17 protein-coding genes and 1 pseudogene are annotated in these 15,516 nt (G+C 57.1%); 6 read left to right on the top strand and 12 right to left on the bottom strand.

What is annotated here, in order from left to right; all coding sequences use genetic code 11:
* Positions 1 to 157 precede the first annotated feature (157 nt).
* From VMV64_RS09780 to VMV64_RS09765, 4 genes are all read right to left on the bottom strand, one after another.
* Complete coding sequence (locus tag VMV64_RS09780; RefSeq protein WP_325329774.1) at positions 158 to 838, bottom strand: response regulator; 681 nt, start codon at positions 836 to 838, stop codon at positions 158 to 160.
* 13 nt (positions 839 to 851) lie between these two features.
* Positions 852 to 1,520, bottom strand: a complete 669-nt coding sequence (locus VMV64_RS09775) for a sensor histidine kinase (protein ID WP_325329773.1) — start codon at positions 1,518 to 1,520, stop codon at positions 852 to 854.
* A gap of 317 nt (positions 1,521 to 1,837) precedes the next feature.
* Positions 1,838 to 2,500, bottom strand: a complete 663-nt coding sequence (locus tag VMV64_RS09770) for a response regulator transcription factor (RefSeq protein ID WP_325329772.1) — start codon at positions 2,498 to 2,500, stop codon at positions 1,838 to 1,840.
* The gene (locus VMV64_RS09765; RefSeq protein WP_325329771.1) at positions 2,497 to 3,753 is read right to left on the bottom strand and encodes an ATP-binding protein; all 1,257 of its coding nucleotides are present in this window, start codon (positions 3,751 to 3,753) and stop codon (positions 2,497 to 2,499) included. Before VMV64_RS09765 ends, VMV64_RS09770 begins: the two co-directional genes overlap by 4 nt.
* Positions 3,754 to 4,024: 271 nt before the next feature.
* On the opposite strand from VMV64_RS09765, the gene VMV64_RS09760 reads away from it, so the two are divergent.
* From VMV64_RS09760 to VMV64_RS09745, 4 genes are all read left to right on the top strand, one after another.
* Positions 4,025 to 4,972 carry a hydrogen peroxide-inducible genes activator gene (locus VMV64_RS09760; RefSeq protein ID WP_325329770.1) on the top strand — a complete coding sequence of 316 codons (948 nt, stop codon included), beginning with the start codon at positions 4,025 to 4,027 and terminating at the stop codon, positions 4,970 to 4,972.
* Between the two features lie 113 nt (positions 4,973 to 5,085).
* The gene (locus tag VMV64_RS09755; RefSeq protein ID WP_325329769.1) at positions 5,086 to 5,574 is read left to right on the top strand and encodes a rubrerythrin family protein; all 489 of its coding nucleotides are present in this window, start codon (positions 5,086 to 5,088) and stop codon (positions 5,572 to 5,574) included.
* A 185-nt stretch (positions 5,575 to 5,759) separates the two neighbouring features.
* Positions 5,760 to 5,924 carry a rubredoxin gene (locus tag VMV64_RS09750; protein WP_349255104.1) on the top strand — a complete coding sequence of 55 codons (165 nt, stop codon included), beginning with the start codon at positions 5,760 to 5,762 and terminating at the stop codon, positions 5,922 to 5,924.
* Positions 5,925 to 5,926: 2 nt separating this feature from the next.
* Positions 5,927 to 7,078 (top strand): NAD(P)/FAD-dependent oxidoreductase, encoded by a 1,152-nt coding sequence (locus VMV64_RS09745; protein ID WP_325329768.1) that lies wholly within the window; start codon positions 5,927 to 5,929, stop codon positions 7,076 to 7,078.
* Positions 7,079 to 7,293: 215 nt separating this feature from the next.
* Here VMV64_RS09745 and VMV64_RS09740 read toward each other — a convergent pair whose 3' ends face one another.
* The 5 genes from VMV64_RS09740 to VMV64_RS09720 all read right to left on the bottom strand — a co-directional run bounded on the left by VMV64_RS09740 (position 7,294) and on the right by VMV64_RS09720 (position 9,924).
* Complete coding sequence (locus VMV64_RS09740; RefSeq protein WP_325329767.1) at positions 7,294 to 7,539, bottom strand: CDGSH iron-sulfur domain-containing protein; 246 nt, start codon at positions 7,537 to 7,539, stop codon at positions 7,294 to 7,296.
* A 66-nt stretch (positions 7,540 to 7,605) separates the two neighbouring features.
* Positions 7,606 to 8,172 (bottom strand): YceI family protein, encoded by a 567-nt coding sequence (locus VMV64_RS09735; RefSeq protein WP_325329766.1) that lies wholly within the window; start codon positions 8,170 to 8,172, stop codon positions 7,606 to 7,608.
* A gap of 26 nt (positions 8,173 to 8,198) precedes the next feature.
* Positions 8,199 to 8,744, bottom strand: a complete 546-nt coding sequence (locus tag VMV64_RS09730) for a YceI family protein (RefSeq protein ID WP_325329765.1) — start codon at positions 8,742 to 8,744, stop codon at positions 8,199 to 8,201.
* Entirely contained in the window at positions 8,741 to 9,295 is a 555-nt protein-coding gene (locus tag VMV64_RS09725; protein WP_325329764.1) for a cytochrome b, read from the bottom strand. The genes VMV64_RS09730 and VMV64_RS09725 overlap by 4 nt, the downstream gene beginning before the upstream one ends.
* Positions 9,296 to 9,465: 170 nt before the next feature.
* Positions 9,466 to 9,924 carry a MarR family transcriptional regulator gene (locus VMV64_RS09720; protein ID WP_325329763.1) on the bottom strand — a complete coding sequence of 153 codons (459 nt, stop codon included), beginning with the start codon at positions 9,922 to 9,924 and terminating at the stop codon, positions 9,466 to 9,468.
* Between the two features lie 172 nt (positions 9,925 to 10,096).
* On the opposite strand from VMV64_RS09720, the gene VMV64_RS09715 reads away from it, so the two are divergent.
* Entirely contained in the window at positions 10,097 to 10,312 is a 216-nt protein-coding gene (locus VMV64_RS09715; RefSeq protein WP_325329762.1) for a DUF3330 domain-containing protein, read from the top strand.
* Positions 10,313 to 10,406: 94 nt separating this feature from the next.
* Here VMV64_RS09715 and VMV64_RS09710 read toward each other — a convergent pair whose 3' ends face one another.
* From VMV64_RS09710 to VMV64_RS09700, 3 genes are read right to left on the bottom strand one after another with little or no spacing between them, the layout of a single operon-like run.
* The gene (locus tag VMV64_RS09710; protein WP_325329761.1) at positions 10,407 to 11,747 is read right to left on the bottom strand and encodes a sigma-54 dependent transcriptional regulator; all 1,341 of its coding nucleotides are present in this window, start codon (positions 11,745 to 11,747) and stop codon (positions 10,407 to 10,409) included.
* A complete protein-coding gene (locus VMV64_RS09705; protein ID WP_325329760.1) occupies positions 11,744 to 13,198 on the bottom strand; it encodes a HAMP domain-containing sensor histidine kinase in 1,455 nt (484 codons plus the stop codon). The genes VMV64_RS09710 and VMV64_RS09705 overlap by 4 nt, the downstream gene beginning before the upstream one ends.
* The gene (locus VMV64_RS09700; RefSeq protein ID WP_325329759.1) at positions 13,195 to 14,040 is read right to left on the bottom strand and encodes a PhnD/SsuA/transferrin family substrate-binding protein; all 846 of its coding nucleotides are present in this window, start codon (positions 14,038 to 14,040) and stop codon (positions 13,195 to 13,197) included. Before VMV64_RS09700 ends, VMV64_RS09705 begins: the two co-directional genes overlap by 4 nt.
* A gap of 664 nt (positions 14,041 to 14,704) precedes the next feature.
* Between VMV64_RS09700 and VMV64_RS09695 the strand changes: the two are divergent.
* Positions 14,705 to 15,516: pseudogene (locus VMV64_RS09695) on the top strand (cytochrome C); the annotation flags it as partial.

The raw sequence follows: 15,516 nt of genomic DNA, 5'->3' as shown, positions 1-15,516 counted from the left end.
GATTAACACAGATATACACAGATTATCAATGAGTTACCATTCTCATTCCAATCACCTTTTGGGTGAGGTGAAAATCCTCAACAACACATTGTTTTGTCTGTGTTAATCCGTGTTTATCTGTGGATAAAAGAGGTTTTAAGGTTAAATTCTTGGTAGATTACCGTCTGGACGACACTTTCTGTTCGGCGGTGATGCCTGTTTCACTGGGTTTCATGGGCTGCATCTGGTTGGCGAATTCGATGGCCCGTATCAGTTCCTCTGCAACATCTTTAATCTTGCGTCGTTGCGAACGGGCGTAATCCCGCAGGACATCAAACGCACTGTGACGATCGAGGTGTTCGCGTTCCATCAGGATGCCGACCGCTATGCTGGTTTCCCGACTGTTTGCCAGAGCGGTGCTGAGCTGCGTCTCGGTTTCACGCAGCTGGCCCAATTCCTTGCCGCGGGCGAGCGCAGCCTCGATGGCCGGAACGATTTGCGAGATGTCGACCGGCTTGACGAGGTAACCCATGGCGCCATGTTCGGTGGCCTGTTTGACGATGTCTGCATCGCCGTAGGCTGTCAGGAAGATGAATGGGATCATGGTCTGGGCGCGCAGCGATTTTGCTACCTCCAGGCCCGAGATCCTGGGCATGTTCACGTCGAGCAGGACCACGTCCGGGTTCGTTTCCAGCGCAAGCTTCAGGGCGGTCTCGCCGGACGCAGCCTCGGCAACTTCGTAGCCCCACTGGCGAAGGCCTTTGGCCAGTGTCGCAAGCACCAGGCGGTCGTCGTCGACCACCAATACACGGGTTTTATGCTGCTGCGTACTATCTCTGAACATTTCATTCTGTTGCATCGGTCATCTCCCTTCAGTGCGGTACTACAATCGGCGGAGATACGTCCAGCACCGTTTCCACGCCACCGTTGGCAGCCATGATCCTCAGACTGGCGCCTTCCACGGGCAGCAAGGAGTGGACCAGGCTGAGACCGTTGCCGGTTTCCTGGCTGCGCTCGAAATTGAACCCGAGGGGCAGTTTTCCCTGGTTGAAAATTCTGACCTGGGCGGCCTTGCGGGCACTCGTTACGCCAATCCGGATAATTCTTCTGCTTTCTTCTCTGATGGGGGAATGCTTGACTGCATTCATGATCAGCTCGTTCAGGATCAGAGCGATGGCTACTGCTTCGCTTTCCGATATCTGCGCCGGCATGGCTGAATCCGCCATGATGCTGGGCACGATTTGGGCGTTGGTCAGATCGCCCACGGTGCTGGCGATGCTGGATACCATGTCGCACAAGTTGACCCGGCTGCCCGCCTGTTTGCCCTGCAATCCGTGGATAGCCGCCACGGCCTGTATTTGTGTGATGGCTGTATCCATGATGGGTCGTATTTCCGGGTGTTCGTTGGCATGCTGGCGCAACAACCCGGCTACGCCCTGAAGATGGTTTTTGATGCGATGGTGAACTTCCCGCACCAAGGTATTGCGCAAACTTATCGAGTCGTCTGCATGGTCGCAATCATGGGCCTGATGTAATTGCACGTTGTAACCTCCATGATACAAATTATCCGGTGCCGGGCCGGTATTGAAGCACTGGCGCGGCATCGTTATTGGTGACGAGTTGTAAATGTAATGCAATCAGAAGGTCAAATATATAAGCACAATTCGTAATCGCTACTAAAACAAATGCTTATTGATTGTGGGGGTATTCGCCTTAACTTTGCACGCGTTGTGCGTCGCAACATAACGGCGGTTTTATGGCGTGTGATCAGGCGTGATCAAGAGAGTAAAGCAGATTTATGACGATATTATGAAACCTGATTTTTCCTGCTTGGCATCGAGCGGCTGGTTCGGTCGGATCAGGGCTGGATGATGCCCTGTTGGATGGCCAGCCTGACAAGCTGGACGGTATTCTGGACGTCCAGCTTTTTCATGATGTTGGTATGATGGACCCCAGCGGTTTTTGGGCTGATGGAGAGGATTTCGGCGATTTCGATGACCGAATGGCCTTCCGCCAGCAACTGGAAAAGCTGGAACTCCCTCACTGAAAGTGAGCGTATCGGGTCATCGGGCGGGTTTGTGCGCCAGCGCATGAGGCTGGGGATGTATTTGGGGTCGACGAACAGGTTGCCCTTGGCGACCTCCCGTACCGCATCCACCATTTGTTTAACGCCGGACTGCTTGGTGATATAACCCATGGCGCCCGCCTCCATCAATCGCAGAATCAGGGTTGCGCTGTCATGCATGGTGAACACCAGAATGCGCGCCTCCGGATTTTTAGCCCGGATTCGGCGCAGGGTTTCCAGTCCGCCGATGCCCGGCATGTTGAGGTCGAGTATCGCCACGTCCGGCAGGTGTTTCTGATAGAGTTCGCATGCCGTTTCGCCGTCGCTGGCTTTCGCCACCACCTTGATGCCGGGTGTCTTGTCCAGCAGGCGGCAGTAGCCATCCAGCACTACCGGGTGGTCGTCGATCAACATCACCGTGATGATGTCTTTTGTCTTCGAAACGGGAAGATTCATTTATCATGCTCCGATTGGGTCAGCGGTAGTTTGACATCGATGCGCACGCCCTGCCCGGGCTTGCTAGTGAAGGAAAATTCCCCTTCCGCGGCAATTGCGCGTTCCCGCATCCCCAGTAATCCCAGTCCCATGCTGGGCAGATGCATATTCATATTCATTCCCTGGCCGTTGTCTGCTATCGACAGCAGGATATGGTCAGGTTCGCGGCGCAGGCGGATGGATACCTGACTGGCACCCGCATGGCTGGAGATGTTGGCTAGCGCCGCCTGAACGGTACGGTACAGCGTAATATTGGTGACCTCGTTCAGGTCATTTAGAGCGCCTTCCAGCGTAAGCTCGCAGTAGACATCCGGGTGGTGGGTGCGCCATTGGCCGACTATCTCCTCCAGGCTGTCTGCCAGGCCGAGTTGGTCTAGCACAACCGGGCGCAGGCGGCGCAGGATGCGGCGAACCACATGGTGAATCTGGTCGGCGCCGCTGACGATGGCTTGCGCGCTTTCCTCGCAGTTTGCACAGGTATCCGGATTCTTGATGGACACGCAGTGGATCGACTGTGCATCAGCCTGGATCGCGGTCAGCCATTGTCCCAGTTCGTCGTGCAACTCGCGTGAGAGATGGCGGCGTTCGAGCTCCTGCACGGTGAACAAGCGCCGAGTCAGGCGGCGGTTCTCCTGCAGCAGTTTTTTGGTGCGCATTTCGGCCTGCCTGAATAGGGTGATATCGGTCATCACCGTCCGGCAGTTGCGGCTTCTGCCTGTGGCATCATGGCTGGCCGAGCTTTCCAGTCTTATGTCGCGTAATTTTCCGGCGGCCATGATTTTTGTCTCGATAACCACGTTGCTCGTGGAAGAGAGCACCTGATTCAAGTGTGCAAGGAACTGCCCGGTCTCGCCCGGGGCAAGCCAGTCCGCAAAAGGCTTTCCAACCACGTTTGCACGTTCCTGATCGAGAAGAATGGTGGCGGTTCGGTTGGTTTCCAGCACGCAGCCGTCTTCGTTCAGGGTTAAGCAGCCGACTGGGGAGAAATCGTAAAGATAGGCATAGCGGTCACGCGCTTCTTCCATCTGATCCTGAGTTTTTCGCAGATCGAGGATCTGCATTTCCAGCTGGATCTGGTGCGCCTTCAACTTGTGCAGCATGTGCGCTTCGCAGTTCATTAACCGCAGCTCGGACTGTGAAATTTCGTCGATCAGTTCCAGCTTGGTTCGTTTTTCGAGATCGTCGACACGTTGCTTTTTGGTGTCGTCGCTCATGACATTTCCAAGTTTTCCATTTTCTTAAATATTTGATGGAGGCGGATTTATCTGCTTTTTGAGGCGTGTTGTCATCTCAATAGAGATAGTTTATTAACTGTATGTAACATTTGATAAGATGCAACTAAAAAACCTTTTGCACAATAGGGAAAATGCTTAGATTTTGATCAGAAGTTGGCGAAGAACTTTGAAATGGGTGAACAGCAACGCTGTAAACTAGCTATCGTAGCGATTCCCGGCGGGTTTATGCTTGTTCGCGCTGAATACAGATATGACCCTCACTGAACTTAAATATATCGTCGCCGTCGCTCGTGAGCGACACTTTGGCCGTGCGGCGGAAGCCTGCCACGTCAGCCAGCCGACCTTGAGCGTGGCGGTGCGCAAGCTGGAAGAGGAGCTTGGGGTAACTTTGTTCGAGCGCGGCGCTAGCGAGGTATCGCTGACACCCCTCGGCGAACAGGTCGTGGCCCAGGCTCATCGCGTGCTGGAGGAGGCGGAAGGGGTCAAGCGCATCGCTTCGCAGAGTAAGGACCAACTGGTGGGGCCGCTGCGTCTGGGCGCCATTTATACCATCGGGCCTTATCTCCTGCCGGAGCTGATTCCGATCCTGCGCGAGCGGGCGCCGCAGATGCCGTTGCTGATCCAGGAAAATTACACGCTCAAGCTGGCTGATCTCCTCAGGCGCGGCGAGCTGGATCTGGTGGTTCTGTCGTTGCCCTTTGCCGAAGCCGGTATTGTCACCCGGGCCGTGTACGACGAGCCGTTTCGCATCGTTCTGCCGAACGGTCATGCCTGGCTCAAAAACGAGGAAATCCCCGCCGCCTTGGTGGGTGAGGAGGATGTGCTACTCCTGACCAGCGGCAACTGCTTTCGCGACCAGGTGCTGCAGGCATGCCCGGCGCTCAACCGCGGCAGCAACGGCATCCAGAAGACGCTAGAGGGCAGTTCGCTGGAAACTATCCGCTACATGGTGGCTTCCGGGGTGGGCATTACCGTGCTGCCCTCGACCTCGGCGGATTCAATTCCCGAGCATAATCGCCTGCTTGCCGTGCGCCCGTTTGCTGCCCCCGTTCCCAGTCGCCGCGTGGCGCTGGCGTGGCGCAAGAGCTTTCCTCGCCCGCTGGTGGTGGAGGCGGTGTATCAGGCGATCCTGGCCTGCAATTTGCCGAGCGTGAGCAAGCTGGACGAACCCGCTGTTGTGTCGCAAGCGGCATCATAGTTAATGGCTATCACATATATCGTAACAATCAATTAGACCTATCTTCTGCGTTTCTCTACCATGCGAATCGTGTACTCAACGCACGATGATTAAAACCGTAAAGGAGAAACCAGATGCAAGCGCCAACCACGATCCAGAATATTGAAGCCGCCTTTGCCGGCGAATCGATGGCTCACACCAAGTACCTGTTCTTTGCCAAAGTTTGCCGCGCTGCAGGCGATGTGGTGACTGCCAGGGTGTTCGAGGAAACTGCTGCCCAGGAAGTGCAGCATGCTTTGGGACATCTTGATCTGCTCTACCCGGCAGGGTCCATGACGCCCGCCAGGTGCCTGGAAATGGCGATTGCCGGCGAGACTCACGAATACACCGAGATGTACCCGTCCTTCCGCCATACCGCTGTGGAAGAAGGCAACCAGGCTGCGGTGGCGGAAATCGACGAGCAGATTGCCGAATCCAGGGAGCATGCCCACCAGTTCAGGGTCACTCTGGAGAAAGCCGCCAAGCGCTTTGCGGCATTGGCCAAGGTAGAAGAGAAGCACGCCAACCACTACCGCGATACGTTGGCCAAGATTGAAGTGAACCTAACAACGGCAATTGCTTAACCGCAGAGGCGCGGAGACGCAGAGGAATAAGTGGGTTACAACAATTTTCTGTCTCTCCAAATGGGTGAGGTCGTGCAATGCTATAACTCATTGTTTTTTCTCAGCGCCTCTGCGTCTCTGCGGTTCAACTGAGTTTTTTTAGGGTGAAATAACCTGACCATTTAATGATTATCAAGGAGCTGAAAATGAAAGTATGGAAATGTATCGTATGTGGCTTTGTTTACGACGAAACCGTGGGTGATCCGAAGGAAGGTATTCCTGCCGGCACGCGCTGGGCAGATGTGCCGGAGAGCTGGGCCTGCCCTGAGTGCGGCGTCGCCAAGGCCGACTTCGAAATGGTGGAGATCTGATCATGAACCAGCCGCCCGTGGTCATTATCGGCAGCGGGCTTGCGGGCTTCACCGTGGCCCGCGAGTTCCGCAAGCTGGACGGCGAGGCGCCCCTGGTAATGCTTTCATCGGATCACGGCGGGTTCTACTCCAAGCCCATGCTCTCCAATGCGTTTGCCCAGAAGAAGGATGCCGATGCGTTGCTCGGCAAAAGTTCCGTCCAGATGGCGGAGGAGCTCAAGCTGGAGATTCGTGCGCACGCCAGGGTGACGGCTATCGATGTCGCGCGGAAGCAGTTGACGGTGAATGGCGAAACGGTGCCTTACGGCAAGCTAGTGCTGGCCATGGGCGCCGACCCCATCCGTTTGCCGCTGCACGGCGACGGGGCGGATGCGGTGTTGTCGGTGAACGATCATGCCGACTACCGGCGCTTCCGCGAGGCCATCGAGGGGAAGAAGGATATCGCCATTCTCGGTGCCGGGCTGATCGGCTGCGAGTTTGCCAATGACCTCGTCGGGGCCGGCTACAACGTGCATGTCATCGATCTTGCCCCGCAGCCGCTGGGGCGCTTGTTGCCGCCTGCCTCCGCGGCATTCATGCAGCGCAAGCTGGAAGCGGCGGGGATAATCTTCCACCTCGGCACGACCACCCAGCAGGTGGAACACGCCGGTGAAGGGTTCCGCATGACGCTGTCCAACGGAGTAACCCTGGCGGCCGACGTGGTGCTGTCGGCGGTCGGGCTGCGGCCGCGGAACGCACTGGCAGAATCTGCGGGGATCAAGGTCAATCGCGGCATCGTGGTGAATGCTTCGTTGCAGACCAGTGACGAGGATGTCTACGCCCTGGGCGATTGCGCGGAAGTGGAGGGCAGGGTGCTGCCGTTCGTGATGCCGATCATGCAGGCGGCGCGCGCCTTGGCCCCTACCCTGGCCGGCACCGCTACCCAGGCGCGCTACCCGGCCATGCCGGTGGTGGTGAAAACCCCGGCCTGCCCGGCCGTGGTGTCGCCGCCGGATATGGGTGTGCATGGCGAGTGGCAGGTTGAGGAAGTGGACGATGGCGTCAGGGCTTTGTTTCGCAGTGCGGATGGAAAGCTGCTCGGTTTCGCGCTGCTGGGCACCGTGACGGTGGAAAAGAACGCACTCACCGCGCAGTTGCCGCCGGTGATGGAATAGCGATTGCATTTTTAAACCTAAAAAACGCTGCTATCCACAGATGTACACGGATGTACACGGATGTACACAGAATCAGGTCGTATTAGCAGAGGACGTAAAGCCTATAGACTCTCTTCGAGTAGCAAACGGCTTATGCTCATCCATTTGTTTTATCTGTGTTAATCCGTGTCAATCTGTGGATAAACTGTTCTTTTACAGTTTGATTTGAAATGGAATTAGAGCTTCTGGTGGCTGCCGTCGCAGGTTACGCCGCTGGCGCTATGCTTGCAGCCGCAAAAATAAACCGTGCCCGCTTTTTCTGCCTTGTGTTCAACAGGAGCGAAATCGCTGCCCTGGTGGCTGCCATCGCAAAACGGCTGTGTCGCGCTTTTGCCGCAGGAACACCACCAGTAGCTCTTGCCGGCTTCGACTTCCACGGCAAAGGGGGATTTTTGGGCGATAACGGGTTGCTTGCCTGACATTGTAAAACTCCTTTTTAAGATGATGACCTGCTGAAAATCGTGGGAACCAATATTGTCGGCTGCCGCTTATTCCTTGACTGCCTCGACGGGGATGGTCAGGGTCACTTCGTCGCTCACGTAGGGAGCGCTTTTCTCGGCGTTGAATTCGGAACGCTTGATTTTGGTGGTGGCGTTGGCGCCGCAGGCGTCTTTCTTGAGCATCGGGTGGGGCATGCAGTGGAAGGATGTCACGGTGAGCGTCACCGGCTTGGTCACGCCCTTGACGGTCAGGTCGCCATCCACGGCGACCAGTTTGTCGCCATCGAATTTCATGCTGCTGGACTTGAAGGTGATGGTCGGGTACTTCGCGGTATAAAAGTAATCCTCGCCCTGGATGTGCTCATTGAACAGCGCATAGCCGGTATCCACGGATTTGGCATCGATCACCACATCGACAGAGCCGGTCTTGGCGGCTCGGTCCAGGGTGATCTTGCCGCTGGTTTTGTCGAAGCGGCTGACCTGGGTGGAGTAGCCCAGGTGGTTGTACTCGAAGCGCGGGAAGGTATGCGTGCCGTCGATGACATAGGTTTCCGTCGCAGCGAAAGCGGCGGATGACAGGGAAGCGGCAACGGCGAGCATGGCGAGTTTTTTCATGGTATTTCTCCTGTTGAGGGTGGGGACTACTTCAAGACGAAATGGAACTTGACCAGGACTTCATCGGCAACCACCGAGGTGTCGCTCCACACGCCGGAGCCGATGCCGTAATCTAGGCGTTTCAGCGGAAAGGCTCCGTCCAGAATCAGGACGCCCTTTTCTTGTTTGAGGGTGAAAGGAGCACGCGTTTCCAGGGTCTTGCCCTTGATGGTCATCTTGCCGAAAGTTTCGAAGCGGCCGTCGCCGAGCGCCTTGACCGCGCTTGAGACAAAGCTCGCTTTGGGGAATTCGCGGGTGTTGAACCAGCTTTTGCTTTTGACTTCGTCGTTTGCCTCGGTGCTGCCTGCGTCGATGCTGGCCAGGTCGAGCTCGATCCGGGCGCGACCGGCTTCGGGTCTGGCCGGGTCGATGTTGATTTGCGCGGTGAATTTTTTGAAGGCACCTTCGACCGGCACGTTCATCTGTCTGGAAACGAAAGCGATGCTGCTTTGGTCGAGCTGTACGGCGCTCAGTTCGGCGCCGTCGGCGAAACTGGAAGAGAGCAGGCTGAGGATGGCAAGCAGGCGGATCATAGGGATTTCTCCTTGTCGAGGAAAGGCAGCATCCGGGCGAGGATGCCATCGCGGTCGATAAAATGGTGTTTGAGCGCGGCGCCGACGTGGGCGATAACCAGTCCCAGCATCCCGTAGTTCAGCAGCCGGTGTACTTCCTTGAGAAGATCCCCCAACGCCTTGTCCTTGCCGATCAGGTCGGGCAGCGGCAGCACGCCCAGGTATACGGTCTGGAAACCCTTGGCCGAGCTCATCAGCCAACCGCTGAGCGGAATCGCGAACAGCAGCACATACAGCAGGTGATGCAGCCCGTGCGCGGCGTATCGCTCCCAGGCCGGCATGGTGGAAGGCAATGGCGGCGGGGTGTGGGTTGCGCGCCAAGCCAGGCGTGCCGCGGTGAGCAGGAATACGGTGACGCCCAGCCACTTGTGATAGCTGAGCAACCTGAGTTTGAGCGGCGATAGAGCCAGGTCGCTCATGGTGAGGCCGAGCGGGAAGGCGGCGAGAATCAGGAAAGCGACCAGCCAGTGCAGGCTGATGGCTGTTCCGGTGTAGCGGGCTGGGGATGTCATGGCGTTTCTTTCATCATATAAAAAGATTAACCACGAATTTGCACGAATTAAACACGAATGTTCACGAATAATCAGTGGATTAGACCCGCTTTTTGGGTTTGCCTGTTTGGTGGTGCGATGTTTGTCTCTAACAATTCGTGTTTATTCGTGAACATTCGTGTCATTCGTGGTTAATCGCCGTTAAGGTTCATGCTGTTGCGTGCGCTGACCAGCGCCTCGCGCAGGCGGCGCAGAGACTTCTCCAGGTTGGCCAGTTCATCCGGCGAGAGTCCGACGAAAGCGCGCTGCAAATGAGCCAGGTGGTCCGGGAAGATGCGCTCGAACAGGTCTTCCCCCTGTGGGGTCAGTTGCACGGTCTGGCTGCGGCCGTCGCTGGGGGAGGCGACGCGCTGCACCAGTTTTTTGTCGGTCAGACGGTCGACCACGCCGGTGAGCGTCCCCTTGGTGATCAGTGTCTTTTCGCCCAGCTCCTTGAACGGCATGCCCGGCGTATTGCCGAGCGTGGCGATGATGTCGAACTGGGCTGGGGTCAGGTCGAGGGTGCGGATATGTGCTGCCGAATAGGCCTCGAAAGCCTGGTAGGCGCTGGCCAATTCACGCAGGGCGGGCAGGAATGGAGTGGGGTTCATGGTCAATAACAAGTCCTAGTTAGAAGCATAATAGTTCTAGCTAGGACAAAAATCAACCGCTGATTGATTTTTGCGAGTAGTGAACCCGTCATGAGTTGGCTACAGGGGTTGAATTATTCGGCATTACAGGGGTCAAATTTGCTATAAATAAAGAATCTGGAGGAGGTGAATCATGCAACTCAAGGCCCAAACCGGTGCGTCAATTAGCTCCTGTTCGGAAGACGATGTTTGTGTCCCATTGACCTGTGATCTCTGCAAGGCCGAAATTCCGCCAAGTGCGGCGCTGACTTTTGAAGGCGCCGACTACACCGCCCACTTCTGCGGCTTGGGATGCATGGAAACCTGGAAGCTGAACCATCCCGCGAAGGATTCCAAGCCTTCAGTCTGAATGGTGGCCGGCATGTCACCAATTTCATTCAGGAACAGGGTGCTGCTATGGCATTGACTCGGCTGCGTTAAACAAGCAGGAAGGCTTGGAATATTTATGTACCTTCTTCCGGTGCTGAAATTTCGAGTTTTTTCATCTTCTCCCACAGGTTCTTGCGGGTAATGCCGAGGGCGGCGGCGGTTTCCTTGATGCGCCACTGGTGGGCTGTTAGCGCCTGTTCGATGTAGTGTCGTTCGGTGGTACGGAGGTGATGGGTAAGGCTGCCTACCGTCGCTTCTTCTTGTTCGTTGGAAGACAGCGCCTGGCCGAAAAGATCCTTGGCCGTGAGTACGGGGTTGGGGGAGAGGATGCAGGCGCGTTCGATGCAGTTACGCAGTTCGCGTACGTTGCCGGGCCATGAAAAAGTCACCAAGGCCTGCGTTGCAGCAGGGTGAAAGCTGTGCTGCGCTCTGGATTCGGCAGCGAATTCTTCCAGGAAGCGCTCAGCCAACCACAGGATGTCCTCCAGGCGTTCGCGCAGCGGTGGGACGGGGATATGGATGACGTGGATTCGATAGTAAAGGTCTTCGCGGAATTCCCCCCGTTTCACCATTTTTATCAGATCCTGGTGGGTGGCGCAGACCAACCTGATCTCCACCGGTATCGGCTTTTCACCTCCCACCCGCACGATGGTGCGCTCCTGGATAGCGCGCAACAGCTTGACCTGCATCGCGAGCGGCATGTCGCCGATTTCGTCGAGGAACAGGGTGCCCCCATGAGCCTGTTCGAAATAGCCTTTTTTCTCCCGGTTGGCGCCGGTGAAGGCGCCTTTTTCGTAGCCGAACAACTCCGCCTCAAGCAGGGATTCGGCCAGCGCGCCGCAGTTGACGGCGATGAAGGGGCGCTTGTCCTGCGGGTCACGCAAGTCGTGCAGGGCGCGAGCGACTCTTTCCTTGCCTACACCGGATTCGCCGGTAATCAGCACTGTTCCTGAGCTGGTTGCAACTCGTGCCAGCATCGCCTCGATTTCGCGCATGGTACTGGAAATGCCAAGTACGAACGCTTCGCCCAGCGGGGTTTGGCCGCGCTGGCAGAGATTGCGGATTTTATCGAGCAGGACGTTGACCTGGAATGGTTTGGTCAGATAGTCCTCCGCCCCCAGCTTGAGCAGGCGCACCGCGTCGTCGATCGCGCCGAAACCGGTGATGAAGATGAACGGCGGTAGCGCCATGCCGTCGGCCAGCAGTTCCTCGAACAACACCTGACCGTTGATGTCGGGCAAACGGATATCGCTGATCGCCACCTGGTAGCGCTTGCTGGCCAGCGTCAGCCGTGCTTCCTGCCCGGTGCGGAACCAGTCGCAGGCGTAGCCTTCCATTTCGAAGCGCTCCATCAGCGCTTCACCCATGATTTCGTCGTCCTCGATCAGGCAGATACGGGCGGGGGATGTACTCATGATTGTCGCTCCAGGGGTAGCCGCACGGTGAAACGGACGGTACCGGGCTCGTTTTCGGCGGCAATGCTGCCACCCAGTTGCTGTACGATCTGGTAGGTGACCCACAGGCCGAGCCCATGTCCGGTTTCCTTGGTGGTGGCGAAAGGCTCGAACAGGTGGGTCATCTGTTCGTCCGTCAGCGGTTTGCCGTCGTTGGAGATCGAGATGACCAGTTCCCGGTCTTTGAGCCCGATGTTACAGGCGACGTGGCCGCCTTCATGGGCGGCCTGGATCGCGTTCAGCAGCAGGTTGATCAGTATCTGGCGCACATCGGTGGCGGGCAGGGCAACTTCGCCTGCCAGTTCGTTGTGCCATTCCAGGTGCGGATTTTTTTTCTGCGTCTGGGGCTGAAGTAGCGTGCGCACGTCCTCGATGTCGTTCGGCGCAAGCGGGCGGCTCTGGGCACGTGCCTCCACCAGCAGGGCTCGCACCGTGTCGCTGATATGTATCAATCCCCGCTCCAGCATGCCTATCGTCTTCATCACGCGCGGGTCGATGTCCGGACGATGCTTGAGCGTATCCACGGCGGTCAGCATGCCACACAGGGGGTTGTTGACCTCGTGAGCGATGCCGGCCGCCAGCGATCCCACCGCAGCCAGCCGCTGGGATCGCACCATTTCGTTCTTCATCCGCTCGCTTTCCCGCAGTTCCTCCACCATTTCGCCGAACGCGGTGAACAGCCGCCCCAGTTCGTCCTGATAGGCATAGGCGTCAGGGTCGAGCGCATCCGGGATGCGTGTCCTGATTTCGCCCATGCGGGAAGACAGCTGCACCAGCGGCACCGCCATGCGGCGCCCCCAGTACCAGTTGATCGGCAACAACACCACTAGCACCAGCAGGGCAATGCCGCCGGCGCGCAGTGCGATCGCCCGGAAGCGCGGAACGGATACCGTTTTTGAATAAAGAATCAGCAGGGTGCCGAGCCGCTTTCCGCCGTCGGAAATGGGTGCGGCGACAAAAATCTGGTCGGAGCCTTCAATCTCGAAACTTTGGGTGGTTTCTTCTTTTACACCCTTCAGTTTTTCCGCCAGTTCCGCATAGTGCGGCCCGAAACGGCGGAAATCGGCCAGGGTGGGGTAGGTCTCGGGGAGGGTGGAAACGTAAACCCGCTCCTGGTTGTCCAGCAGGATCAGGGCGCTCGCCTGGACGGGATTTTCCGGCGTGGCGCCGTGGAATGGCGCATTGATGATCTCGAAGGCGCGCCAGACGTCGTCGTGTAGCATGGCCGGAAACAGTGTGTTGGAGAGTGTGCGCCCCAGGCTGTCGGCGCTGATGAGAACGTCCTGGCGCAGGTCGTCGTAGGCGCGGAACATCAGGGTCAGCCCCACTAGGCCGGCGGTGACCAGAATCAGCAGGCTGCCCCAGAGCGGAATCTTGGCGCGGAAGCTGAGATTGAACAGAAATTTTATCACTCGCCCAGGACCTTCATCATTTCGGTGACGCCCCGGTAGATGCCGGGATCGCCGGGCGTGAAGCCATCAAGGTTAAGGCGCTGCAGCAGCGCGGCGCCCTCGGCATTCTGCCCCATGCGGATTAATTCATCCTGCATGGCTCGGAAATCACCTTCGCTGACCGAATGGTGGGCGATGAAGGGTGGGAAGCCATACTCCGGGGAACGGGAAATGATGCGGGTGCGCGCGGTTAGCTCCGGCCTGACTTTAGCCAGAGTGTCCCACACAAAGCTGTCCACTGCGGCGCCTTGGGCGACGCCACTGGCTACCGCCTCAATGGCCTTGCGATGCGACCAGGTGAAGAAGGTACGGCTGAAAAAAAATTCCGGGTTTTCGCCCATCTGATGGAGCTGGTAACGGGGCACGAGGTAGCCGGTGTTGGAGTAGGGATCGGCATAGGCAAACACCTTGCCCCTGAGTTGGGCGAGGGACTGGGTGTGCGGATCGCGGGCGGAGACGATGAGGTATGAGCGGTACAGCGGCTTGCCCTGGTTGACGGGCACGGCCAGCAGCCGTACCTGATCCTTGAGATGCACGTAGGGATAGTCGCAAATCCAGGCGAATTCCAGCTTGCCCAGCCGCAGCAGATCCATGGTTTCCCGGTAGCTGTCGCGCTGGACGAACTCGATCCTATGTCCCAGCTTCTTTTCCAGATAGGCGCGCCAGTCCTCGAGCACGACGTGCTGATCGTTGAGGAAGGCCGGAGTCATGCCCACTCGCCACGCCGGGGTTTCGGCCAAAACGGGTGCAGCTACGCCCAGCACAGCAAAAACGGCGAGAATCCTCGATATATAGCGCAACATTCTGTTCTCCATTTTCCCGCATTATCATGAGCACGCGCCGAAGGCGCACTTCTTCCCCCTCGCCCACCTGTGGGAGAGGGCAGAGAGAGGGAAACCTGTTATGCCGTGAACGGCATGACAGGTTAGATAGTTCTTATCTGGTAACCCATTTCATTGCGGGTTACCAGATGGTGACCATATATTGTCAATTTCTCAAGATACTCCCCCGAATTCCACTTCGCTGCAACTGGGCTACGATCTCTAAACCATGTTAAAGGCCATAGGAGGTGGACCGGTTCTTGCAACGACACCGGCTATATTTTTTAATCTCTCGTGAACCTGATGCAATCCCAAGAATTGAAATCCTTCTACGGACTGTCCTTGTAGCAGGGAGCTTGCCTTGCCGTCCGCTCATTGCCGGCATCCTGTTCGCCCTGCGCCGTCAGCGCAGAGATATCAGATTCTCGACGGGTTACCGGAAGGTAACCGCGAAATTGCTATCGAATGCTTGAAGGTGCTACCCCGTTTGCTTGCCGAAGGCACCAACGCCGCCCCAAATGACTGTGCCTGCGATGTGAAAACCCCCGCAACCTGGCCGCCGATTTCTGTGGCACGATATTTGCGGATAGATCAGGCGTAAACGGATGAATGTCATTGAATAAATTTGAATAATTTAAGGTAAGTTATGCGCATTCAAAATCTTTTATCCTGGGTCGTGGCTGGTTTGATCTGTTTAACTGGCGTTGCCTGGAATGCCGGGGCGGTAGCCACGGAAATTGCCATTGGCAAACTGGACAATGCATCGTGCCAGAGCTGTCACAACGGGAAAAAAGAAGAAATAAAAGTGCCGGGTGCTGAAGGAGCGATGCGCGCCTTGCATGCGGTGAGTGACGATGGTTACGGAAAAAGTGTGCATGCCAAGATGGAATGCGTCGCCTGCCACACCGACATTACCGATAACGTCAGCCCGCACCAGAAGAGCGGCGCCAAAGCGCCCGATTGTGCGCAGTGCCACCAGGCCCTGTGGGACAAGGCGAAGCAGGCCGGCACGACCGGCGCCAAGCCGCGGCTGGAAACCGTGGCCAAGAACATCGAGGCGTACAAAAAATCTTTTCACGCCCGTCCAAACCAGGATGATCCGTCCCAAGTCAACGCCACCTGTACCCAATGCCACGACACGCACGGCTTCAACGTGCCGGCTGACAAGAAGAGCCCGCAATACGCCGCGTGGCGCAAAGAAGTTCCCGCCCTGTGCGGCGAGAAATGCCACGACGAGCAGCTCGAAACCTACACGGAGTCCGTGCATGGCAAGGAAGTTCTCGACAAGAACAATGCCAAGGCGCCTGTCTGCACTACTTGCCACACCAACCACGAGATCACCAATACCTCGCTGGACTCGTTCAAGCTCCTCAACTCCGAGGTATGCGGCAATTGCCACAAGGACCGGCTCGAATCCTACCGCGACACCTATCACGGCCAAGTCACCAAGCTGGGCTA

It is taken from the genome of Sulfuricella sp. (assembly GCF_035531155.1).
In the GTDB taxonomy this organism is placed as follows: Bacteria; Pseudomonadota; Gammaproteobacteria; order Burkholderiales; family Sulfuricellaceae; genus Sulfuricella.
The sequence above is the reverse complement of the archived record's forward strand: the minus strand, read 5'-3'. Positions and strand labels throughout refer to the sequence as shown.